The organism is Corynebacterium sp. HMSC056E09, from assembly GCF_001813425.1.
Taxonomy (GTDB): domain Bacteria; phylum Actinomycetota; class Actinomycetes; order Mycobacteriales; family Mycobacteriaceae; genus Corynebacterium; species Corynebacterium hesseae.
In genome coordinates, this window is record NZ_KV812490.1 from 107,530 (window position 1) to 126,008 (window position 18,479).

General features: G+C 62.7%; 15 protein-coding genes. All 15 read left to right on the forward strand.

Features of this window, described 5'->3' with window-relative positions; translation table 11 throughout:
* Nucleotides 1-297 precede the first annotated feature (297 nt).
* The 15 genes from mraZ to HMPREF2912_RS03535 all read left to right on the forward strand — a co-directional run bounded on the left by mraZ (nt 298) and on the right by HMPREF2912_RS03535 (nt 18,478).
* Complete coding sequence (gene mraZ / locus HMPREF2912_RS03465; RefSeq protein WP_010190539.1) at nt 298-732, forward strand: division/cell wall cluster transcriptional repressor MraZ; 435 nt, start codon at nt 298-300, stop codon at nt 730-732.
* A 174-nt stretch (nt 733-906) separates the two neighbouring features.
* Complete coding sequence (rsmH, locus tag HMPREF2912_RS03470; RefSeq protein WP_070519847.1) at nt 907-1,950, forward strand: 16S rRNA (cytosine(1402)-N(4))-methyltransferase RsmH; 1,044 nt, start codon at nt 907-909, stop codon at nt 1,948-1,950.
* Nucleotides 1,947-2,783: a cell division protein FtsL gene (locus HMPREF2912_RS03475; protein WP_070623239.1), complete on the forward strand. Its 837-nt coding sequence runs from the start codon at nt 1,947-1,949 to the stop codon at nt 2,781-2,783. The genes rsmH and HMPREF2912_RS03475 overlap by 4 nt, the downstream gene beginning before the upstream one ends.
* 325 nt (nt 2,784-3,108) lie before the next feature.
* Nucleotides 3,109-4,977: a peptidoglycan D,D-transpeptidase FtsI family protein gene (locus tag HMPREF2912_RS03480; RefSeq protein ID WP_070683240.1), complete on the forward strand. Its 1,869-nt coding sequence runs from the start codon at nt 3,109-3,111 to the stop codon at nt 4,975-4,977.
* A gap of 58 nt (nt 4,978-5,035) precedes the next feature.
* Nucleotides 5,036-6,589, forward strand: coding sequence for a UDP-N-acetylmuramoyl-L-alanyl-D-glutamate--2,6-diaminopimelate ligase (locus HMPREF2912_RS03485; RefSeq protein ID WP_070683242.1), 1,554 nt, complete (start codon nt 5,036-5,038; stop codon nt 6,587-6,589).
* Nucleotides 6,586-8,121: a UDP-N-acetylmuramoyl-tripeptide--D-alanyl-D-alanine ligase gene (murF, locus tag HMPREF2912_RS03490; protein WP_070561908.1), complete on the forward strand. Its 1,536-nt coding sequence runs from the start codon at nt 6,586-6,588 to the stop codon at nt 8,119-8,121. Before HMPREF2912_RS03485 ends, murF begins: the two co-directional genes overlap by 4 nt.
* Nucleotides 8,122-8,144: 23 nt before the next feature.
* Nucleotides 8,145-9,257: a phospho-N-acetylmuramoyl-pentapeptide-transferase gene (mraY, locus tag HMPREF2912_RS03495; RefSeq protein ID WP_070683244.1), complete on the forward strand. Its 1,113-nt coding sequence runs from the start codon at nt 8,145-8,147 to the stop codon at nt 9,255-9,257.
* Nucleotides 9,254-10,645 (forward strand): UDP-N-acetylmuramoyl-L-alanine--D-glutamate ligase, encoded by a 1,392-nt coding sequence (gene murD, locus HMPREF2912_RS03500; RefSeq protein ID WP_070683245.1) that lies wholly within the window; start codon nt 9,254-9,256, stop codon nt 10,643-10,645. The genes mraY and murD overlap by 4 nt, the downstream gene beginning before the upstream one ends.
* Nucleotides 10,646-10,664: 19 nt before the next feature.
* Nucleotides 10,665-12,146, forward strand: a complete 1,482-nt coding sequence (locus HMPREF2912_RS03505) for an FtsW/RodA/SpoVE family cell cycle protein (RefSeq protein WP_070683247.1) — start codon at nt 10,665-10,667, stop codon at nt 12,144-12,146.
* A 29-nt stretch (nt 12,147-12,175) separates the two neighbouring features.
* Nucleotides 12,176-13,261, forward strand: coding sequence for an undecaprenyldiphospho-muramoylpentapeptide beta-N-acetylglucosaminyltransferase (gene murG / locus HMPREF2912_RS03510; protein WP_070519863.1), 1,086 nt, complete (start codon nt 12,176-12,178; stop codon nt 13,259-13,261).
* A 39-nt stretch (nt 13,262-13,300) separates the two neighbouring features.
* Nucleotides 13,301-14,791, forward strand: a complete 1,491-nt coding sequence (gene murC / locus HMPREF2912_RS03515; protein ID WP_070565460.1) for a UDP-N-acetylmuramate--L-alanine ligase — start codon at nt 13,301-13,303, stop codon at nt 14,789-14,791.
* On the forward strand, nt 14,784-15,443 hold the full coding sequence (locus tag HMPREF2912_RS03520) for a cell division protein FtsQ/DivIB (RefSeq protein ID WP_070565462.1): 660 nt from the start codon (nt 14,784-14,786) through the stop codon (nt 15,441-15,443). The genes murC and HMPREF2912_RS03520 overlap by 8 nt, the downstream gene beginning before the upstream one ends.
* Nucleotides 15,444-15,649: 206 nt before the next feature.
* On the forward strand, nt 15,650-16,999 hold the full coding sequence (gene ftsZ, locus HMPREF2912_RS03525) for a cell division protein FtsZ (RefSeq protein ID WP_070683248.1): 1,350 nt from the start codon (nt 15,650-15,652) through the stop codon (nt 16,997-16,999).
* Nucleotides 17,000-17,023: 24 nt separating this feature from the next.
* Nucleotides 17,024-17,764 (forward strand): peptidoglycan editing factor PgeF, encoded by a 741-nt coding sequence (gene pgeF / locus HMPREF2912_RS03530; protein ID WP_070683250.1) that lies wholly within the window; start codon nt 17,024-17,026, stop codon nt 17,762-17,764.
* Complete coding sequence (locus HMPREF2912_RS03535) at nt 17,765-18,478, forward strand: YggS family pyridoxal phosphate-dependent enzyme (protein ID WP_070683252.1); 714 nt, start codon at nt 17,765-17,767, stop codon at nt 18,476-18,478. It begins immediately after the preceding gene.
* Nucleotide 18,479: the final 1 nt, after the last annotated feature.

An 18,479-nucleotide genomic window follows, 5' to 3' on the forward strand; every position in this document is an offset into this window, starting at 1 on the left:
AAGTTGCAGGATTCTGGGGCTGGTGAGGAGATTTAGTTTCTAAGGGGTGGAAGTTGCGTGGGTGATTGCCCGGGGAGGGTCCCTACTTTAGCGGTATGTCAAGGGGGCGCCGGGAAAACTTCCCACCGGAAAAACATCCTTTTATCTGGGGATTTATTGTGACACGCGGGAGGGTGGGGTGCTAAAGGTGTTGGTGGTGGGGGAAAGTGGGGTAGAGTGGGGCGCAGCGGAGGAGAGTTGTTCTCTTGTCGCGAGAGGAATCCGGAGTTTTCGAGTGACAGGAAGGTGGACCCGGGGATGTTTCTCGGCACCTACACTCCCAAGCTCGATGACAAAGGGCGGCTTACGCTTCCAGCGAAGTTTCGCGAAGAACTGGCCGGTGGCCTCATGGTCACCAAGGGGCAGGATCACTCGCTTGCGGTGTACCCGCGCGAGGAGTTCGCGGCACGAGCCAGGAAGGCTGCGGCTGTGTCTCGTACCAACCCGGACGCACGTGCGTTCATCCGTAACTTGGCAGCGAGTGCGGACGAGCAGCGTCCCGATGGGCACGGGCGTATCACGCTGTCTGCAGGCCACCGTGAGTACGCAAACCTGACGAAGGAATGCGTGGTTGTGGGCTCGGTCGACTTCCTCGAAATCTGGGACGCAGCCGCATGGGCTGAATACCAGGCGCAAACTGAAGACGCTTACTCGGCGGCAGACGCCGATGACGTACTTGCCGGACTGCTTTAGGGCTAGCCCGGTGCACCGAGAGTGCGTGTACGGACTCTGCCCGAGGAGGATGAGCTGGTGTACTTCCCCGACATCAGAACCCTTCCTCGGACAGGGCCCTATACGCACTCGATTTTTTATCGACCACATCAGACAGCAGCCTCAGGCGCCTGAACGGAAAGGGGGACAGCAGCTGTGGACCGCAATGGCACTATTACCTACGACGTGAATGACAACCATGGCCATGTCCCCGTCATGCGTGCGCGCATGGCTCAGCTGCTTGCCCCAGCGGTTGAAGCGGCAGGGGAGAACGCAGTGATTGTCGACGGCACCCTCGGCGCCGGCGGCCACAGTGAGTACTTCCTCAACTGCTTTCCCGCCGCACGCATCATTGGTGTGGATCGTGACTCCGCCTCCTTGAGCAATGCTTCTCGCCGTCTCAGTCCCTTCGCTGACCGCTTCGTCGCCGTCAACGCGCGCTTCGACGAGGTGGGCAGCGCCATTGCGCAGGGCGAGCACGAAATTTTTTCTATCGCGCGGGAGCACGGCATTGCCGGGGCGCTGTTTGATCTTGGTGTGTCATCCATGCAGCTCGATCAGATCGACCGCGGATTTGCGTACAAGACCGACGCGCCGCTGGATATGCGCATGGACCCACGCCAGGAAATGACGGCCGCCGACATTCTGAATACGTATAGTCACGGCGAGCTTGCCCGCATCCTCAAGACTTATGGTGATGAGCGCTTCGCCGGCAAGATTGCGTCCGCTGTGCTCAGGGAAAGGGAAAAGGAACCTTTCAGCAATTCCGCGCGATTAGTTGAGCTGTTGTACGCCGCTATCCCGGCGGCAACTCGCCGCACCGGCGGCCACCCTGCGAAGCGAACCTTCCAGGCTTTGCGCGTCGAGGTCAACCGCGAGCTTGAAGCGATTGAGCAGGTTATCCCCGTAATCACGGATGCCCTGTCCGTTGGTGGGCGCGCGGTGTTTATGAGCTACCAGTCGCTCGAAGATCGCATCGTCAAGCATGCCTTCACCAAACTCAGCACCTCGACCACACCGGCGGGCCTGCCCATGGATCTCCCGGGCACCGCGGCGCACTACTCCATTGTGACGCGTGGGGCCGAGAAGGCGAGCAAGGAAGAGATTGCGGAGAACCCGCGGGCGGCATCCGTCCGGGTGCGCGCTCTCGAGCGTCTTGAAGGGACCCCGTCTTTTCATGAACCGGGAGGTAGGCCATGACGTTGAGAGACCGCACTGCACAGGCAACCGACCGCCGCGACCACGAGAGGACCCACACCATGGGCGCTAGCCGCGATTTCACTACTGGAGCCGACGTCTCGGGGCAGGGGACCGCACTGCTTGAGCGGGGTCGCCGTACCACGCCGCTGCCCAGCCGCACTCCGCATCGCGGCACAGTGCCCTCACGACGGGGTGCAACCAGCCTGCGGGGAAACCGCCTTGGGTCGAAGCAGGTAGTGAGTAATCGTGGGCGCCGTGTTGTGCAGCCCACTCGGGTCACTGGTCTTTTCGCCCGCCTGTCCTTCATTGCCATCGGCCTACTTATCGCTGGTGTGGCTGCGGCCATGTGGCTTTCGGGCTTGTCGACGTCCCAGACTTTCAAGATTCAGGAGCTTACCGCCCAGGAATCCACGCTGGATAACCAGATAGAAACTCTCAACCGAGACTTGGAAAATGTTCGCTCCGCCTCCGATGTTGCCCGCCGTGCCCACGAAGCCAAGATGGGTATCCCGGTCCAGCCGGGCGTTGTGGAAGTCGGTCCGGACGGCAACGTGGAACAAAAGCGTGAGGCAACTCCGGATATGGAATCGGTCATCGATGTCAACGGCGAGCCGGTCCGCCCGGGACAGGCTTCCAGTGACCCGAACGCGACCGCCAACATGTCCGACAACCTGAACGCCCGCCCGAATCTCAACGGAAGGCAGGGCGAGCGTGAGAGCTCTTCCCCGAATGATTCACGTTCGGGAGACAACTCCGAGGGAGGTCAGTCGGGTGAAGGAAACGTAGAGCTGCCGGACATCCCAGCTCAGGCTCCTTACGCCGCTCGGGGGTAGAATCCCTTCCCGCTCCGCGCGTGCCTGCGTGGACGGGCGGCGATCATAGGGCACAATTCGGGATGAGTTCATCTCCACCCCCGCACCAGTGGGGGCACGATGTTTAGCTGTTCAAATACCATCCTCGCTGCAGATAGAAAGGTGACGTGTGACCCCACCACACTCAGGTGGCCGGCGCCCGAGGCGCGTTTCCGCCGCCCGTGCCGCCCAACCGCGCGGTACCTCTCACCAACCACGGCAGCGTTACGACGCCGACCGCGTCGTTCCCGCGACCCGTTCCCGAAACCCGCGTACCGGCAAGCCGTTTATGAGCCAGCAAAAGACGATGCACCGTCGCGTTCATGTCATTGCGGCGGTACTACTCGTCGTCATGCTGGCGTGGATGGGGCGCCTCGCATGGGTGCAGATCGTGTGGGGCCCAGACTTGGCAGCGAAGGCCGCAGAACAGCGAACTCGTGTTTATGTGGATACCGCTGGGCGTGGCGAGATTCTTGCTCGCGATGGCCAGCGTTTGGCCTACACCATGCGCGCTCGGTCCTTGACTGTGTCACCGACCCGCCTGCGCGATGAGCTTCGTGAACAGGAAGAGCAGAAGGCCTCCGACGAGGCCGAGTTTGCGTCCCTAGCGCCCGACGCAAAGAAGACCTACCTCGACGACAAGGTGACAGAGAGGCTCACCGACATGTCGAAGGGAATCCCGGACAAGCTGAAGGAAGCGGGCATCGACGCTGGCGACGTGGATTCGGATCAGATCATGGATAAGCTCCGTGCCGATACCCAGTACGAGGTTCTCGTGCGCAACGTCGACCCGGATGTCGCGGTAGCCATCGCTGAGGAATACCACGGCCTGGCTGCCGATGAACAGCAAATCCGCCAGTACCCCAACGGATCGATCGCTGAGAACGTCATTGGCAAGGTATCCATGGATGGCCAGGGACAATTCGGTTTCGAAGCTTCCGGAGACACCACCCTCACGGGAATCGATGGCAGCTCGACGGAAGACGTTTCCGCCAGCGGCCAGGTCATCCCAGGTACTCTCCGCGATCAGGTGCCCACCACCGACGGCAAGAACGTGACGCTGACGCTGGACCTCGACTTGCAGACTTACGTGCAACAAAAGCTGGAGAAGGCGAAGGCCAACTCGAAGGCGAAGAGCGCCGAGGCAGTCGTCTTGGACGCAGCTACCGGCCAGGTTTTGGCGATGGCAAATACTGGAACGGTTGATCCGAACAAGGACATCGAAAAGCAGCTGGACAAGGATAAGACCTTCGACAACCTCGCTGTCTCGCACCCCTTCGAGCCAGGCTCGGTGGCAAAGATCATCACCGCCGCAGCAGCCATTGAAGAGGGGCTTACTGACCCTAATGAGGTTCTGCAGGTGCCCGGTTCCATCGACATGGCCGGCGTGACTGTGAACGATGCCTGGCCGCACGGCGTCGAGCCCTACACCACGACCGGCGTCTTCGGTAAGTCATCGAACGTGGGAACGCTGATGTTGGCAGATCGACTCGGCCAAGATAAGTATGCCGACTACCTGAAGAAGTTCGGCCTCGGCCAGACTACCGGCATCGAGCTGCCCAACGAGTCCCCGGGACTTGTTCCCGATCGCTCGCAGTGGTCGGGCGGAACGTTCGCTAACCTGCCCATTGGCCAAGGCCAATCATGGACAGCCTTGCAATTGGCATCTATTTACCAGGCCCTGGCCAATGATGGTGAGCGCATCGAGCCGCGCATCATTGACTCGATTACAGCGCCGGACGGGACGAAGGAAGAACTGGAGGAGCCCGAGACCACCCGCGTGGTCAGCGCCGAAACCGCGCGCACAGTCGTGGATATGTTCCGCGCCGTTTTCCAGGATGACCCGCAGGGCATTAACAACGGTACCGCCGGAAACGCCAATATCGAGGGCTATCAGCTCTCCGGCAAGACCGGTACCGCGCAGAAAGTCGATGAGGAAACTGGGGCCTATTCCAACTCCAAGTACTGGATCACGTTCGCGGGCATTGCGCCTGCCGACGACCCCCGCTTCGTCGTCGCCGTCATGCTTGATGAACCTGAATCCGGTGTCAACGACGACGGATCCGGCGGTCAATCCGCGGCCCCCGTATTCAGCGATATTGCATCCTGGTTGCTAGACCGCGACAATATCCCGCCCTCTCCGCCAGCACCGAAACTGACCTTGCGTGCCGAGTAAAAGCAACAGCGCCGATAAATACACCTAGAGCACAGAACAACAGAGAAGAGGAAGCATCGTGACAAGCAGCACCAGCCTTGAGCGCCTAGCAGAGATTTCTGGGGGCACGGTGATCGGGGATACCTCGATCACTGTGGGGGCCTGTGGATTGAATTCTGCGACGCTGCCGCCCGGCGGCCTGTTCGCGGCGCTTCCTGGAACACGCGTCCATGGCGCGAAGTTTGCCGCAGATACCGCGGCGGCTGCCATTCTTACGGATGCCGAAGGCCAGCGCATTCTCGTCGAAGCAGGGGAGTCGCGGCCGATTCTCGTGGTGGAGGATATCCGCGCCATCCTCGGTACCGTCTCTGCCGAGATTTATGGTCATCCCACGCAGAAGCTCACCATCCTCGGCGTGACAGGCACCTCCGGTAAAACTACGACGAGTTACCTCCTTGAGGCGGGGCTGTTGCATGCGGGCTATTCGGTCGGCCTCATCGGCACGACGGGCACTCGCATCAACCGTGAGCCGGTACCTACGTCCTTGACCACTCCGGAAGCGCCGACCTTGCAAGAGCTTTTTGCACGAATGGTTTCCGAGGGGGTCACGCACGTCGTGATGGAGGTGTCCTCCCACGCGCTTTCCTTGGGGCGAGTTCAAGGCACACACTTCAACGTGGGCGGATTTACCAACCTGAGCCAGGACCACCTGGACTTCCACCCGACAATGGAGGACTATTTCGAGGCCAAGGCCATGCTTTTCGACGGCCCCCAAGCCGCCGACCGCTCAGTGATTTGCATCGATGACGAATGGGGGCGTCGCATGGCGCAGCGAGCAGCTGCACGCCCGGTGATTCAGGTGTCGACGGGTTCGGAGGCTCGCGAGGCTGATATCACTGGCCGCCAGCTCAGCACCGAGGTCACCGGTGCACAGCAGGTGGAACTCAAGGTCGCCTCTGGTGAGCAGGCCGGTACTTATGAATTCCGCCTGCCCATGCCGGGCACCTTCAACATTGCCAATGCGGCACTCGCGACGGGAATGGCCGCCGCTGTGGGAGTCGAGCCACGAGTTTTCCTCGAAGGAGTCGAAAAGGTGGCGGTCCCAGGCCGCATGGAGCGCATCGACCGCGGCCAAGACTTTGTCGCCGTGGTTGACTACGCACACAAGCCGGCTGCAATCGCGGCCGTGCTGGACACCCTGCGTACGCAGTCGGACGGCAGCGCGGGCCGCATCGGCATCGTCGTTGGCGCAGGTGGCGACCGTGACTCTTCCAAGCGTCCGCTTATGGGCGCGGCGGCCGCGAAGGGCGCCGACCTTGTCGTCGTCACCGACGACAATCCCCGAACCGAAGACCCGGCCGCCATCCGCGCCGCCGTGCTGGCGGGAGCCCGCGAGGCGAACCCGTCGGCCGATATTCGAGAAGTTGGCTCCCGCGCCGAGGCCATCGATGAGGTCGTGACGTGGGCGCAGCCGGGTGATGCTGTCATCGTCGTCGGCAAGGGCCATGAGGTAGGACAGTTGATTGGCGATACCGTTCATCACTTCGATGACCGCGAGGAGATGGCTCGCGCCCTTGATGCCATGGCCACTGCGACTACCCTGAGTAACGAAGAATCCAAGGAGCAAGCATGATTGCGTTAAGCCTCGCTGAGATCGCTCAGATCACGGGCGGCCGCCTGGATAATGTCAACGATCCAGATACCCGAGTGACTGGGTTCGTCGAATTCGATTCTCGTAAGGTCACCCCGGGCGGTCTCTTTGTGGCGCTGCCCGGCGCTCGGGTAGATGGGCACGACTTTGCCAACACCGCGATTGACAAAGGGGCCGCGGCTGTTTTGGCGGCGCGGCCGGTGGGCGTTCCGGCGATCGTCGTCGAGCCGCACGGGCGCGTCGAAGGCGACGGTGCCAATGCGGACATTTATGCCAATGATGCCGATGGCTCCGCCGCGGCCGTCGTTGAAGCACTCTCCGCGCTCGCCCGAGCAGTAACCCAGCGGCTTGCAGCCGAACAGGAGCTCACCATTGTGGGCGTTACTGGTTCGGCAGGAAAGACGTCCACCAAAGACCTGATAGCCACTATCTTCCGTGAGGTGGGGGAGACCGTTGCCCCGCCAGGCTCCTTCAACAATGAAATTGGTCTGCCTTATACGGCCCTGCGCTGCGATGAGCACACGCGCTACCTCGTGGCGGAGATGTCGGCCCGCGGCATTGGACACATCCGGCACCTGACCAACATCACCGCGCCGCGCGTCGGCGTTGTTCTCAACGTCGGCACAGCACACCTTGGTGAGTTTGGTTCGCGCGAAAACATCGCGAAGGCCAAAGGAGAACTCGTAGAAGCACTGCCGAAGGCTGTCGACGGCGGCGTGGCCGTCCTCAACGCTGATGATCCTTTCGTCGCCGCGATGGCTCCCCGCACGGCGGCCAAGGTGGTGTACTACTCCACGGAAAACCGCCGCGGAGGCGCACCGGCAGCGCAGTATTACGCCACCGATATTGAACTCGATGACGTCGCCCGCCCCTCCTTTACCTTGCATAGCCCGGATGCCGAGCCCGTTGCCGTGAAGCTGCAGGTTTTTGGCTCCCACCAGGTATCCAACGCGCTCGCTGCCGCGGCCGCAGCGATCGAGCTCGGGGTATCGGCCGCCACCGTGGCTGCTGCCCTGTCTGGGCATCGTCTCGCCTCCGAGCACCGGATGGACGTGCGCACACGCCGCGATGGCGTCACAGTCATCGATGACTCCTATAACGCTAACCCGGATTCGATGCGCGCGGCGATCGCCGCCTTGGCCTATACCGCCGCCGCGCGCCCCGATGCTCGTGCCATCGCAGTATTGGGGGAGATGGGAGAACTCGGCGGCGATGCGGAAAAATCGCACCGCCAGCTCGGTGAGATTTTGGCCAAATACCACGTGGAGCACCTAGTTGCAGTAGGGGAGAATCCCAACTGCCGGGCAATGGCCAAGGCAGCCATGCAGCAGGGTATAAATACAGTGGTGTGCGCCGATGCCGCGGCGGCTGCAAAGGCTGTCGACGGCATTCTGCGCGTGGCCCCGGCAGGGGTCGATGATTGGGCTAGCCGTAGCGTTAAGGACGTGGTCTTGATTAAGGCCTCCAATGCCCAACGTCTTTGGTTGGTCGCGGAACAGCTGAACAACAGCTAGCCGCTAGAAAGGACTTCAAGCTCGTGACTCAGATCATCATCGCTGGTGCGGTTAGCTTCCTCGTGGCGATCTTTACCACCCCGGTTCTTATCCGGTACTTTTCCGATACCGGCCGCGGACAGGAGATCCGTGAAGACGGTCCTAAGTCCCACCTGCGCAAGCGTGGTACGCCGACGATGGGTGGACTAGCCATCCTGGCCGGCATCCTTGTGGCCTATCTCGTTGCCAGCATCTACGGGCTCCTGACGGGGCATGAGGGCTTCACCGCGTCGGGTCTCCTCGTCCTTGGATTGACGCTGGGACTTGGCGCAGTGGGGTTTGCGGATGACTTCATCAAGCTCTTCCGGCACCGCAATCTCGGCCTCAACAAGACCGCAAAGCTCGTCAGCCAGCTCGTGCTGGCGCTGCTCTTCGGCTTCTTTGTTCTGCGCTTCCCCAATGATGATGGCCTGACCCCCGGTTCCACGAAGCTGTCCTTCATCCGTGACCTGAAGATTTTTGACCTCGCCGTCGGCGGCACCGTGATCGGAACCATCGTGTTCTTGATCTTCATGTACATCCTTATCGCGGCGTGGTCGAATGCCGTCAACCTCACCGATGGGCTCGACGGGCTTGCGGCCGGTGTCACGGCCATCGTCATGGGCTCCTACTCGCTGATGACTTTCTGGCAATTCCGGTACTCCTGCGCCACCAACTTCGCCGCCGGCTGCTACCAAGTGCGCGATCCCCTCGATCTGGCCGTGCTTGCGGCTGCGGGCTTGGGCGGCTGCCTCGGATTCCTGTGGTGGAACGCCGCCCCGGCAAAGATCTTCATGGGGGACACTGGCTCCCTGGCGCTGGGTGGTCTGGTTGCCGGTATCTCCGTCACCAGCCGCACCGAGCTGCTCATGATCATCATCGGCGCGCTCTTCGTCATCGAGACGGTGTCCGTTGTCATCCAAATCGTGGTCTTCCACTCCACGGGCAAGCGCTTCTTCCGTATGGCTCCGATCCACCACCACTTCGAGAATGGTGGCTGGGCAGAAACGGCCGTCGTCGTCCGCTTCTGGCTTTTGGCCGCCATGGCGGCTATGGCCGGCGTCGCCATCTTCTACGGTGATTGGCTGACCGCTGCGGGCATTGGAGTTGGAGCATGACGCGTTCAGAATTTCTTTCCGGCCGCGTCCTTATCGCCGGCGCAGGCGTATCTGGTCGTGGTTGCGCGACGGTCTTGGCCAGCCTGGGCGTGGACCTCACGGTGGCTGACGGCAATACGGAATCCCGCAGCCGCATCGCCTCCGAGCTGGGCGTCGCTGCCGTAGACACGGCCGCGGTCGACCTTTCGGAGTACTCGCTCGTCGTGACCTCACCAGGATGGCGCCCCGACTCGCCGTTGCTCGTCGCGGCCGCTTCCCAAGGACTTGAGGTCATCGGTGATGTTGAGCTGGCTTACCGCCTCGACCGCGCAGAGGTCTTCGGCGCCCCTCGCCGCTGGCTCGCGATAACCGGTACGAACGGCAAGACCACGACGACCGGCATGCTCGCCGCCATCATGGCTGCCGACGAGCAGCGCTCCGGCCAGCGCGCACAAGCGGTAGGCAATATCGGCGTCTCGTCCTTTGATGCCCTGGCCGCTGAGCCCCGCGTGGACATCCTCGTGGCGGAGCTGTCCTCTTTCCAACTGCACTGGTCCTCCCAGCTGCGCCCGGAGGTGGGAGCGCTGCTCAACCTCGCCGATGATCACCTGGATTGGCATGGTTCCTTCGATGCCTACGCCGCCGACAAAGCCAAGATCCTGCGCGGGCAGCACGCTGTCTACGGCAAAGATGACGAGCACGTTGTAGCTCTCGCTTCCTCGATTCCGGAAGCGACTGCCTTTAGCCACGCCGAGCCCGCTGCGGGTGAGGTGGGAGTTAGCGCCGGCGGCCTCGTGGTGAATGAGGTCGCTGGGATGAAGGCCGCCGTTGTCGAGGACGTCACCACCATCCAGCCCGCCGGCTTAGCCGGGGTGCTGGACGCTGCCGCTGCGTCTGCAGTTGCCGCTCTCGCCGGCGCACGCCCCGAGGCCATCGCCGAAGGCCTCGCCTCCTATGTGGTGGCGGGGCACCGCGGAGAGGTCGTTCACCGCCACTCTGGCGTGACCTACATCGATAATTCCAAGGCCACGAACCCGCACGCCGCGGAGGTAGCCATGCGTGGTCTCGACTCCGTGGTGTGGGTCGCCGGCGGTCAGCTCAAAGGCGCCGATGTTTCGGACCTACTGCGCACCCACGCGGCGCGGTTGAAGGCGGCGGTTCTGGTGGGCGTCGACAAGCATGTGCTTGCCCAAGCCCTAGCAAAGGAAGCGCCGCACGTCCCCGTCATCATCGTGGATAGCCACGACCCAGAAGCAGCAATGGAGCAGGCAGTTGCCGCCGCCGTGCAACACGCCGAGGCCGGCGGTACCGTACTTTTGGCGCCCGCTGCGGCATCGTTGGACATGTACACCGGAATGAGCCAGCGCGGCGACATCTTTGCCGCCGCTGCCCGCCGTCTCGCCCGCTAGCTAGGAGCACCCAGAAGCCGTGACTGCCACCAGCACCCAGAAGCCACCACGCACGCTGGGACACCACCTGCGTGATCTCCGTGAGCGCCTGCGCGCTTATCCCGGGCTCGATTACTTGGTGCTGCGTATTGCCATCTTTTCACTCATTGGCATTGGCGTGCTCATGGCCTTTTCCTCGTCGATGGCGACGTCCCTTTCAGAAAGCGATAGCCCATGGTCAGCCGCCCTGCGTCAGTGCGTGCTCGTCGTCGCCGGCCTCATTGTGTTCTGGATTGGCCTGCGCATGTCACCACGCACGCTGCGGGTGCTCGTGCCCTGGTTCTTGGGGCTGTCCATCCTGCTTCTCATCCTCGTCCTCGTTCCCGGGATCGGTACTGGCCGCGCGGAGGTCGGTTCGCAGTCATGGATCATGCTGCCGGGAGGCGTGGCCTTCCAGCCTTCAGAGTTCGCGCGTGTGGCTGTGGGCATGTACGGTGCCTCGGCGCTGGCGGATAAGACGCATCGCTCGATGCGCCTGACGGATCCATTCATGATGTATTCCATCATTGCCGGCATCATGTTCGTGCTTATCGTTGCTCAGGGTGACTTGGGCATGGGCGTATCCTTTGCCCTCATCGTTGTCTTTACCCTGGTTTTCGCAGGCGTGGATTGGCGCGTTCCTACCGTCGTCGGCGTCTTCGGCGCTATCGGCATGATCACCGTTTTCCTAGCCGGTGGCTTCCGCTCGCACCGCTTCCACACCTACTTCGATGCCTTGCGCGGAAACATTGAGGACACGCAAGGTACAGGTTTCCAGGCTTACCAGGGCTTCCTTTCGCTTGCCGACGGCGGCTTCTGGGGCGTGGGCCTCGGCCAATCGCGCGCTAAGTGGTTCTACCTCCCAGAAGCGAAGAACGACTTCGTCTTCGCCATTATCGGCGAGGAACTAGGTCTGTGGGGCGGTGCCCTGGTCATCGGGCTTTTTGCCGTGCTGGGCTATTTCGGGCTGCGGACCGCAACCCGCGCGCAGGATCAGTTCCAGTCCCTGCTCGCCGCCACGTTGGCGGTCGGTGTTGTCGTGCAGGCATTCATCAACATTGGCTACGTCATCGGCGTGCTGCCGGTGACGGGTATTCAGTTGCCGATGATTTCCGCGGGCGGTACAGCTGCGGTGATTACGATCGGTTCGATGGGGCTGCTGTGCAACGTGGCGCGCCATGAGCCGCTCCAAGTGTCCGCGATGCAGAACTTTGGCCGCCCGCTCTTCGACCGCATTTTCTTCATCCCCGAGCCGACGCCGCCCAACGAGCGCCGCGGCGGAGCCCACCGAGCCCCGCGCGAACGCGCGCATGGCAAGCACCCTCAGCGCGTGCGCCGCGAGCACTCCCAACGACAGGTGGAGCGCAGCCGCGAGGAAAGGTTTGGCCGCGCTGTGACGGGGCGCTCGCCGCGTGCGCAGGTACCGCGTGAGGAGCAGCGGCGGGAGTACCGCCGAGAGCGTCGGCGCGGCGAGCGTCGGTAGGGCGGGGCCGCGCTGGTAGCGTGTAGAGCATGAATGACACGCCGATTTCCGTCGTTATCGCAGGTGGCGGCACTGCCGGTCACATTGAACCCGCGCTCGCGGTGGGGGAGGAGCTGCGCTTACGCCACGGCGCGCGGGTGACCGCATTGGGAACCCCACGCGGATTGGAGCGCGATATTGTGCCGGCGCGCGGAGTCGATTTGCGCATGATTACCCCCGTCCCGGTCCCGCGCAAGATCAACGCTGATGCTGTGAAGCTGCCCTGGCGAATCCTCACGTCCGTGCGCGAAACCCGCGCGGTGCTCAAAGACGTTGGGGCCAACGTTGTGTTTGGAACCGGCGGCTATGTCGCCGCCCCGGCCTATTTGGCGGCCAAGTCCTTAGGCATTCCGTTCTTCGTTCTCGAAACCAATGCCCTGGCCGGCATGGCGAACAAGTTAGGCGTGCGTTTGGGCGGCACGGGCATTAACGCGCAAGAAGGTTCTGGGATGCCCGGGGATGTCTTGGGCATCCCCGTGCGGCCGGGCATGGGGGAGGACCCCGACGGCGCAAAGGCGGCAGCTGCTCGCCAGAACTGGAACCTGGACGCACATCGCCCGACCATCGTGGTGACCGGCGGATCACAGGGCGCAGTGAGCATTAACACCGCCGTCGCCGGCGCGCTCGATGACCTATGCCGGGATTTCCAAGTGTTGCATGCTTATGGCAAGAAGAACGAGGCGCCGGCTGGGCGCGAACACTACACGGCGGTGCCTTATATCGATGACATGGCTGGCGCGCTCGCGGTTGCTGACCTCATGGTGTGCCGCTCCGGTGCAATGACCGTGGCCGAGGTTTCCGCCGCCGGTCTACCCGCGCTCTACGTGCCGCTGCCGCACGGCAATGGCGAGCAAGCGCTGAACTCGCGGGCATTGGTGGAGGCGGGGGCCGCGGTCCAGATTCCGGACGCCGAGTTGACCTCGGAGCGCCTTATCAGAGAAGTTCGCGCTATTCTTGACCACCCCGAGGCCCTGGCAGCCATGCGTGCCGCTGCCGATGCCAGCGAGGCCGGCGACGTTGCGGCTGTCATCGCTGACCGCATCGCGCAACGCGTCGCCGCCGGCGTCCGCGATTAGGCGCACAGTACAGGTTTATTAAAGAAGGATTTTTTCACTATGACTGACACCCCCTCCACCACGGACCTGTCCCGCGTTCACTTTGTCGGTATCGGAGGCTCCGGCATGTCCGGTCTCGCGCGCATCCTGGTCAGCCGGGGTGCGGTCGTCACCGGCTCGGACGTTAAGAAATCGACGGCTGTTGACGTCCTCCGCACAATGGGCGCGCACATTGCCATTGGGCATGCGGCCGAGAACCTTGAAATGGCCGGCGATAGGCCGACGGTTGTCGTGACTTCCTTCGCCGCCATCCCGCAGGATAATCCTGAGCTCGCTGCCGCGCGCGCCGCCGGTATTCCGGTTATTCGCCGTTCCGATCTATTGGCCGAGTTGATGGAAGGCCACCGCCAGGTGCTGCTTGCCGGAACCCATGGAAAGACCTCGACCACGTCCATGGCGGTATCCGCGCTCCAACAGGCGGGGCTGGATCCTTCCTTCGCTATCGGTGGACAGCTGAACCGTGCTGGTACGAACGCACACGGCGGTACGGGCGATGCCTTCGTGGCGGAGGCCGATGAGTCCGATGCTTCGCTCTTGCGCTACAGCCCATCCGTGGCCGTGATTACGAACATCGAGCCCGATCACCTCGATTATTTCGGCACCGCGGAGAGCTACTACCAGGTCTTCGATGACTTCGCCGACCGCATTGTCGACGGCGGCTACCTTGTCGTCTGCCTCGAGGATGCGCAGGCGGCCGCCACCGGTGAGCGTGCCGCTGAGCGCGGTATTCAGGTGCTGGGCTATGGCGCGCGCGGCGAGGCAGACGCTGCTTCTTCGGTGCCCCTCGCGGCTGAGGTTGTGGAGGAGACAGTCTCTGCCGTCGGCGCGCACGTCCGCGTTCGCCTGACCCTGCCGGGCCAGGCTCCGCAGGAGCTAAGCTATGACCTGCACGTTCCCGGCCACCACATGGTGCTCAATTCGGCCGCTGCCCTGTTGGCCGGTGCGCTCGCTGGCGGGGATCCGGCGGAGCTCGCCGCGGGCTTGACCGACTTTACGGGCGTGCGCCGTCGCTTTGAGTACCGCGGAAGCGAGCGCGGCATCCGCGTCTTCGACGATTATGCGCACCACCCCACGGAGGTTTCCGCAGTTCTCGGTGCGGCCCGCGCAAAGGCGGATGCGGAGGGCGAGGGCGCGCGCGTCATCGCCTGCTTCCAGCCGCACCTGTACTCCCGGACGATGAAGTTCGACGCCGAATTTGCTCAGGCGCTGGCGCTTGCCGACGCCGCCGTCGTCCTCGACATCTACGGCGCCCGTGAGAAGCCGGTAGAGGGCATTACCTCCCGCATCATCACCGACAAGATGCCGGAAGACATGCCGGTTATCTTCGAGCCCGATTTCTCCGAAGCCGCCAGCGACGTCATCTCCTTGGCACAGCCCGGAGATATCGTCCTGACCATCGGTGCGGGCACGATTACCTACGTGGCTGGCGAGATTCTGTCCGAGCTGGGCAATAAGGACGAGGCGGAGGAGCCGAAGGAACCGAATGTCTAAAAAGGCTGGGGTGCTCGTGGTGGGCGCGGTCCTTCTCGTAGCGGTGATCGCTGCCGCAGTGGTGTGGCTTTTCCCGATCCTTACGGTGAAGTCCTTCGAGGTAGTGGGAAATGACCATGTCACGGCTGAGGACGTGGAACAGGCCAGTGGCGTGCCTAAGGGCACAAACCTGGCGCGCCTGGACGCTCGCGAGGCCGCGCAGGGCGTGGCGGAGATCCCCTGGGTGGAAAGCGCAACTGTGTCGCGGGCTTTTCCCTCGACGGTGCACATTGAAATCGTCGAGCACGAGGCAGTGGCTTTCGTGCGCGACGGTGACAGCACCGTCCTAGTGGATAACCACGGCAAGGAATTCGTGGAAGCCGAGGCGCCGCCCGAAGCCGTGGAAATCACCGGGCACACCGACTCCGGTTCCCCGGAAATGCAAGCGGCCGTCGATGCCGTTGCGGCCCTTCCCGCTCCAATCCGGGAAAAGGTATCGGCCCTCGAGGTCAAGGATAGGTACTCGCTGACGTTCCGAACCAAGGACAACAAGACCATCTTTTGGGGTGCCTCGGAAGACAATAAGAACAAGGCAATCGCTTTCGAGGATGTGCTCAAACTCGAGGGTGAATCCTGGAACATTTCCAACCCGTCGCTGGTGACTCGCCGCTAGGTCCGTCGCGAGTGGGACGGGTGTGGCGCTTGTTAAGAAAACCGCATGTCAGCAACCCTAAAGTAGAGGTTGAGGGTACCGACACGCGGCAAAATGTGCGCCGAAATTACCCCGTTGTCGTTAAAGATGGATGTAACCGCCTCTCGCGAAAAGAGGCGCCTCCTCGTTTACATTAAAAGCTTATTCGAAAGGCAAGAGACCCTCGTATGATCTCATCTAGCAACAACCTCGCGGACATCAAGGTCGTCGGCGTCGGCGGCGGCGGTGTCAACGCTGTCAACCGCATGATCGAAGAAGGGCTCAAGGGAGTCCAGTTCGTCGCCATCAACACCGATTCCCAGGCGCTGATTTTCTCCGATGCGGACACCAAGCTCGACATCGGCCGCGAGGCCACCCGCGGCCTCGGCGCCGGCGCTAACCCGGAGGTTGGCAAGACCTCCGCGGAGGATCACAAGACCGAAATCGAAGACGCCCTCCAAGGCTCCGATATGGTCTTCGTGACGGCCGGCGAAGGCGGCGGAACCGGCACCGGCGCGGCCCCCGTCGTGGCGTCCATCGCGAAGAAGATGGGTGCGCTGACCGTTGGCGTCGTTACCCGCCCATTCAAGTTTGAGGGCGCGCGCCGTACCCGTCAGGCCATGGCTGGCATCGAAGAGCTGCGCGAGGTCTGCGATACCCTCATCGTTATTCCGAATGACCGCCTCATGCAGCTGGGCGGCGAGGAGCTGTCCATCGTCGAGGCCTTCCGCGCCGCCGATGAAGTTCTGCACAATGGTGTTCAGGGTATTACCAACCTCATCACTATCCCGGGCATGATCAACGTCGACTTTGCGGACGTTCGCTCCGTTATGTCCGATGCCGGCTCCGCCCTCATGGGTATCGGCTTCGCTCGTGGGGACAACCGCGCGCTCAACGCCGCCGAGCAGGCCATCAACTCCCCGCTGTTGGAGTCGACCATGGAAGGCGCCAAGGGCGTTCTACTGTCCATCGCTGGTGGCTCCGACCTGGGCCTCCACGAGGTCAACGCAGCCGCCTCCATGGTGGAGGAGCGCGCCGACGAAGACGCCAACATCATCTTCGGCACCATCATCGATGACAACCTCGGTGATGAGGTTCGCGTCACCATCATCGCCACCGGATTCGACGCACAGGCCAACATGACTACGCAGCCGGTGCAGCCCGGTCAGGCTGCACCGCAGAGTCAGCAGGCCACCCCGGCTGCCCGCCCGGGTTCCCTCTTTGAGAACCGCGCCGAGGCACAGGCGGAAAGCCCAGCCGCATCCCGCGCCGAGGCCCCGCGTGAGGACTACACCCGCGCTGAGCCGCAGCGTATCGAGCGTGAGGAGTACACCCCGCGCCACTCCTACGAGCGCGAGCAGCCGGCCGAGCCGGCCCCGTCCAGCGGACTGTTTACCACCTCGGACCGCTTCCGCGGTGAGGAGTACCGTCGCGGCGCCGATGACGAGTACCGCCTCTCGCGCCCCGCTGAGCGCCGTGGCCGCGACTTCGATGATGACGGCGACGATGATCTCGACGTGCCGTCCTTCATGCGTTAGTCCCAGCCCGCTACTCTGGAGTGCATGCCAGTAAACGAGGAAGCACACGTAGCACAACGCCCCGTCCGCATGGTTTTCACCAGCCGTGCCGGCGGGGCGTCGTCGTCCCCTTATAACTCTTTCAACTTGGGTGATCACGTTGGTGATGACCCCGAGGCCGTGACCGCCAATCGCCAGCGGCTTCTGCGGGTGACTGGTCTAGAAGACATCGTGTGGATGGAACAGCTCCACACCAACACGGTCACGGTGGTGGGGGCCGAACGCCGCGGTGTCCGCGAACCCGTCCCCGCCACCGATGCCGTAGTAACCACCGAAAAGCGCTTGGGGCTAGGCGTGCTCGTTGCTGATTGCACGCCGGTGCTGCTTGTCGACGTCTCCGTGGGCGTCATCGCCGCCGCCCACGCCGGGCGCCTTGGCGCACGCAACGGAATCGTCCGGAACACCGTGAACGCAATGGTTGAGCTGGGGGCGACCCCCGCGTCGATCCAGGTACTTATGGGGCCTGCTGCTTCTGGGCGCAATTATGAGGTGCCGGAGGAGATGGCGGACGACGTCGAGAAGCATCTGCCCGGCTCCAAGACTCGCACCTCGTCTGGTATGTGGGGAGTTGACGTGCGCGCCGGCCTGATTCGCCAGCTGATGGGGATGGGGGTTACGGCCATTGAGTCGGATCCACGCTGCACGATCGAAGACACTGATTTCTTTTCTTATCGCCGCGAGGGCGTCACCGGGCGTCAAGCCGGTGTGATTTGGTTGGAGGATTAAATGACTAGCAAGGACCCCGCTGAGCGTCGCGAAGAACTACGGGCCGGACTGGAGCGCACCCGCGCTGAGATTCGACGTTTTGCCGCCTCGTATGACCGTCCCGTGCCACAGCTGCTGCCAGTGACGAAATTTCACCCGGCAGAGGACATCGCGCTGCTGGGGGAGCTGGGAATTGCGGATGTGGCAGAAAACCGTGAGCAGGAGGCGCGCGCCAAAGCAGAGGTGCTGCCCAAGATTCGCTTCCACATGATCGGCCAGATCCAAACCAAAAAGGCGAACCACGTCGCCCGCTGGGCGCACAGCGTGCACTCCCTTGACTCAGAAAAGCTTGCCCGGGCGCTGGACCGAGGCGTGGCGCTTGCCCAAGAACGCGGGCAACGCGAGGACGCCCTTCCGGCATTCATTCAGGTTTCCGCCGATGGTGACACCGCACGCGGCGGATGCCCGCTGGAGGATGTCCCCGCTCTGGTGGATGTCGTTGAAGAGCTGGAGAATGTGCAGCTGCAGGGATTCATGGTGGTTCCTCCACTGGAGAGCGAGCCTGCGGAGGTATTCGCTCGGGTAAGGGCGCTGACCGACGAGGTCGCGGCGAAGCTCGGACGGGCTTTAAAAATGTCTGCCGGAATGAGCGCAGATTTGGAGGCGGCGATTGCATCTGGAACGGATATCGTGCGTGTCGGAACCGGAATCATGGGAGCTCGCCCGCTAGGTTAAT

Excerpts from the sequence above, each read along its gene's own strand:
- HMPREF2912_RS03480 (WP_070683240.1), top strand. The coding sequence starts at position 3,109 with ATGCACCGTCGCGTTCATGTCATTGCGGCGGTACTACTCGTCGTCATG.
- HMPREF2912_RS03520 (WP_070565462.1), top strand. The coding sequence starts at position 14,784 with ATGTCTAAAAAGGCTGGGGTGCTCGTGGTGGGCGCGGTCCTTCTCGTA.
- mraZ (WP_010190539.1), top strand. The coding sequence starts at position 298 with ATGTTTCTCGGCACCTACACTCCCAAGCTCGATGACAAAGGGCGGCTT.
- pgeF (WP_070683250.1), top strand. The coding sequence starts at position 17,024 with ATGCCAGTAAACGAGGAAGCACACGTAGCACAACGCCCCGTCCGCATG.
- murG (WP_070519863.1), top strand. The coding sequence starts at position 12,176 with ATGAATGACACGCCGATTTCCGTCGTTATCGCAGGTGGCGGCACTGCC.
- HMPREF2912_RS03475 (WP_070623239.1), top strand. The coding sequence starts at position 1,947 with ATGACGTTGAGAGACCGCACTGCACAGGCAACCGACCGCCGCGACCAC.
- HMPREF2912_RS03535 (WP_070683252.1), top strand. The coding sequence starts at position 17,765 with ATGACTAGCAAGGACCCCGCTGAGCGTCGCGAAGAACTACGGGCCGGA.
- murF (WP_070561908.1), top strand. The coding sequence starts at position 6,586 with ATGATTGCGTTAAGCCTCGCTGAGATCGCTCAGATCACGGGCGGCCGC.
- murD (WP_070683245.1), top strand. The coding sequence starts at position 9,254 with ATGACGCGTTCAGAATTTCTTTCCGGCCGCGTCCTTATCGCCGGCGCA.
- ftsZ (WP_070683248.1), top strand. The coding sequence starts at position 15,650 with ATGATCTCATCTAGCAACAACCTCGCGGACATCAAGGTCGTCGGCGTC.
- murC (WP_070565460.1), top strand. The coding sequence starts at position 13,301 with ATGACTGACACCCCCTCCACCACGGACCTGTCCCGCGTTCACTTTGTC.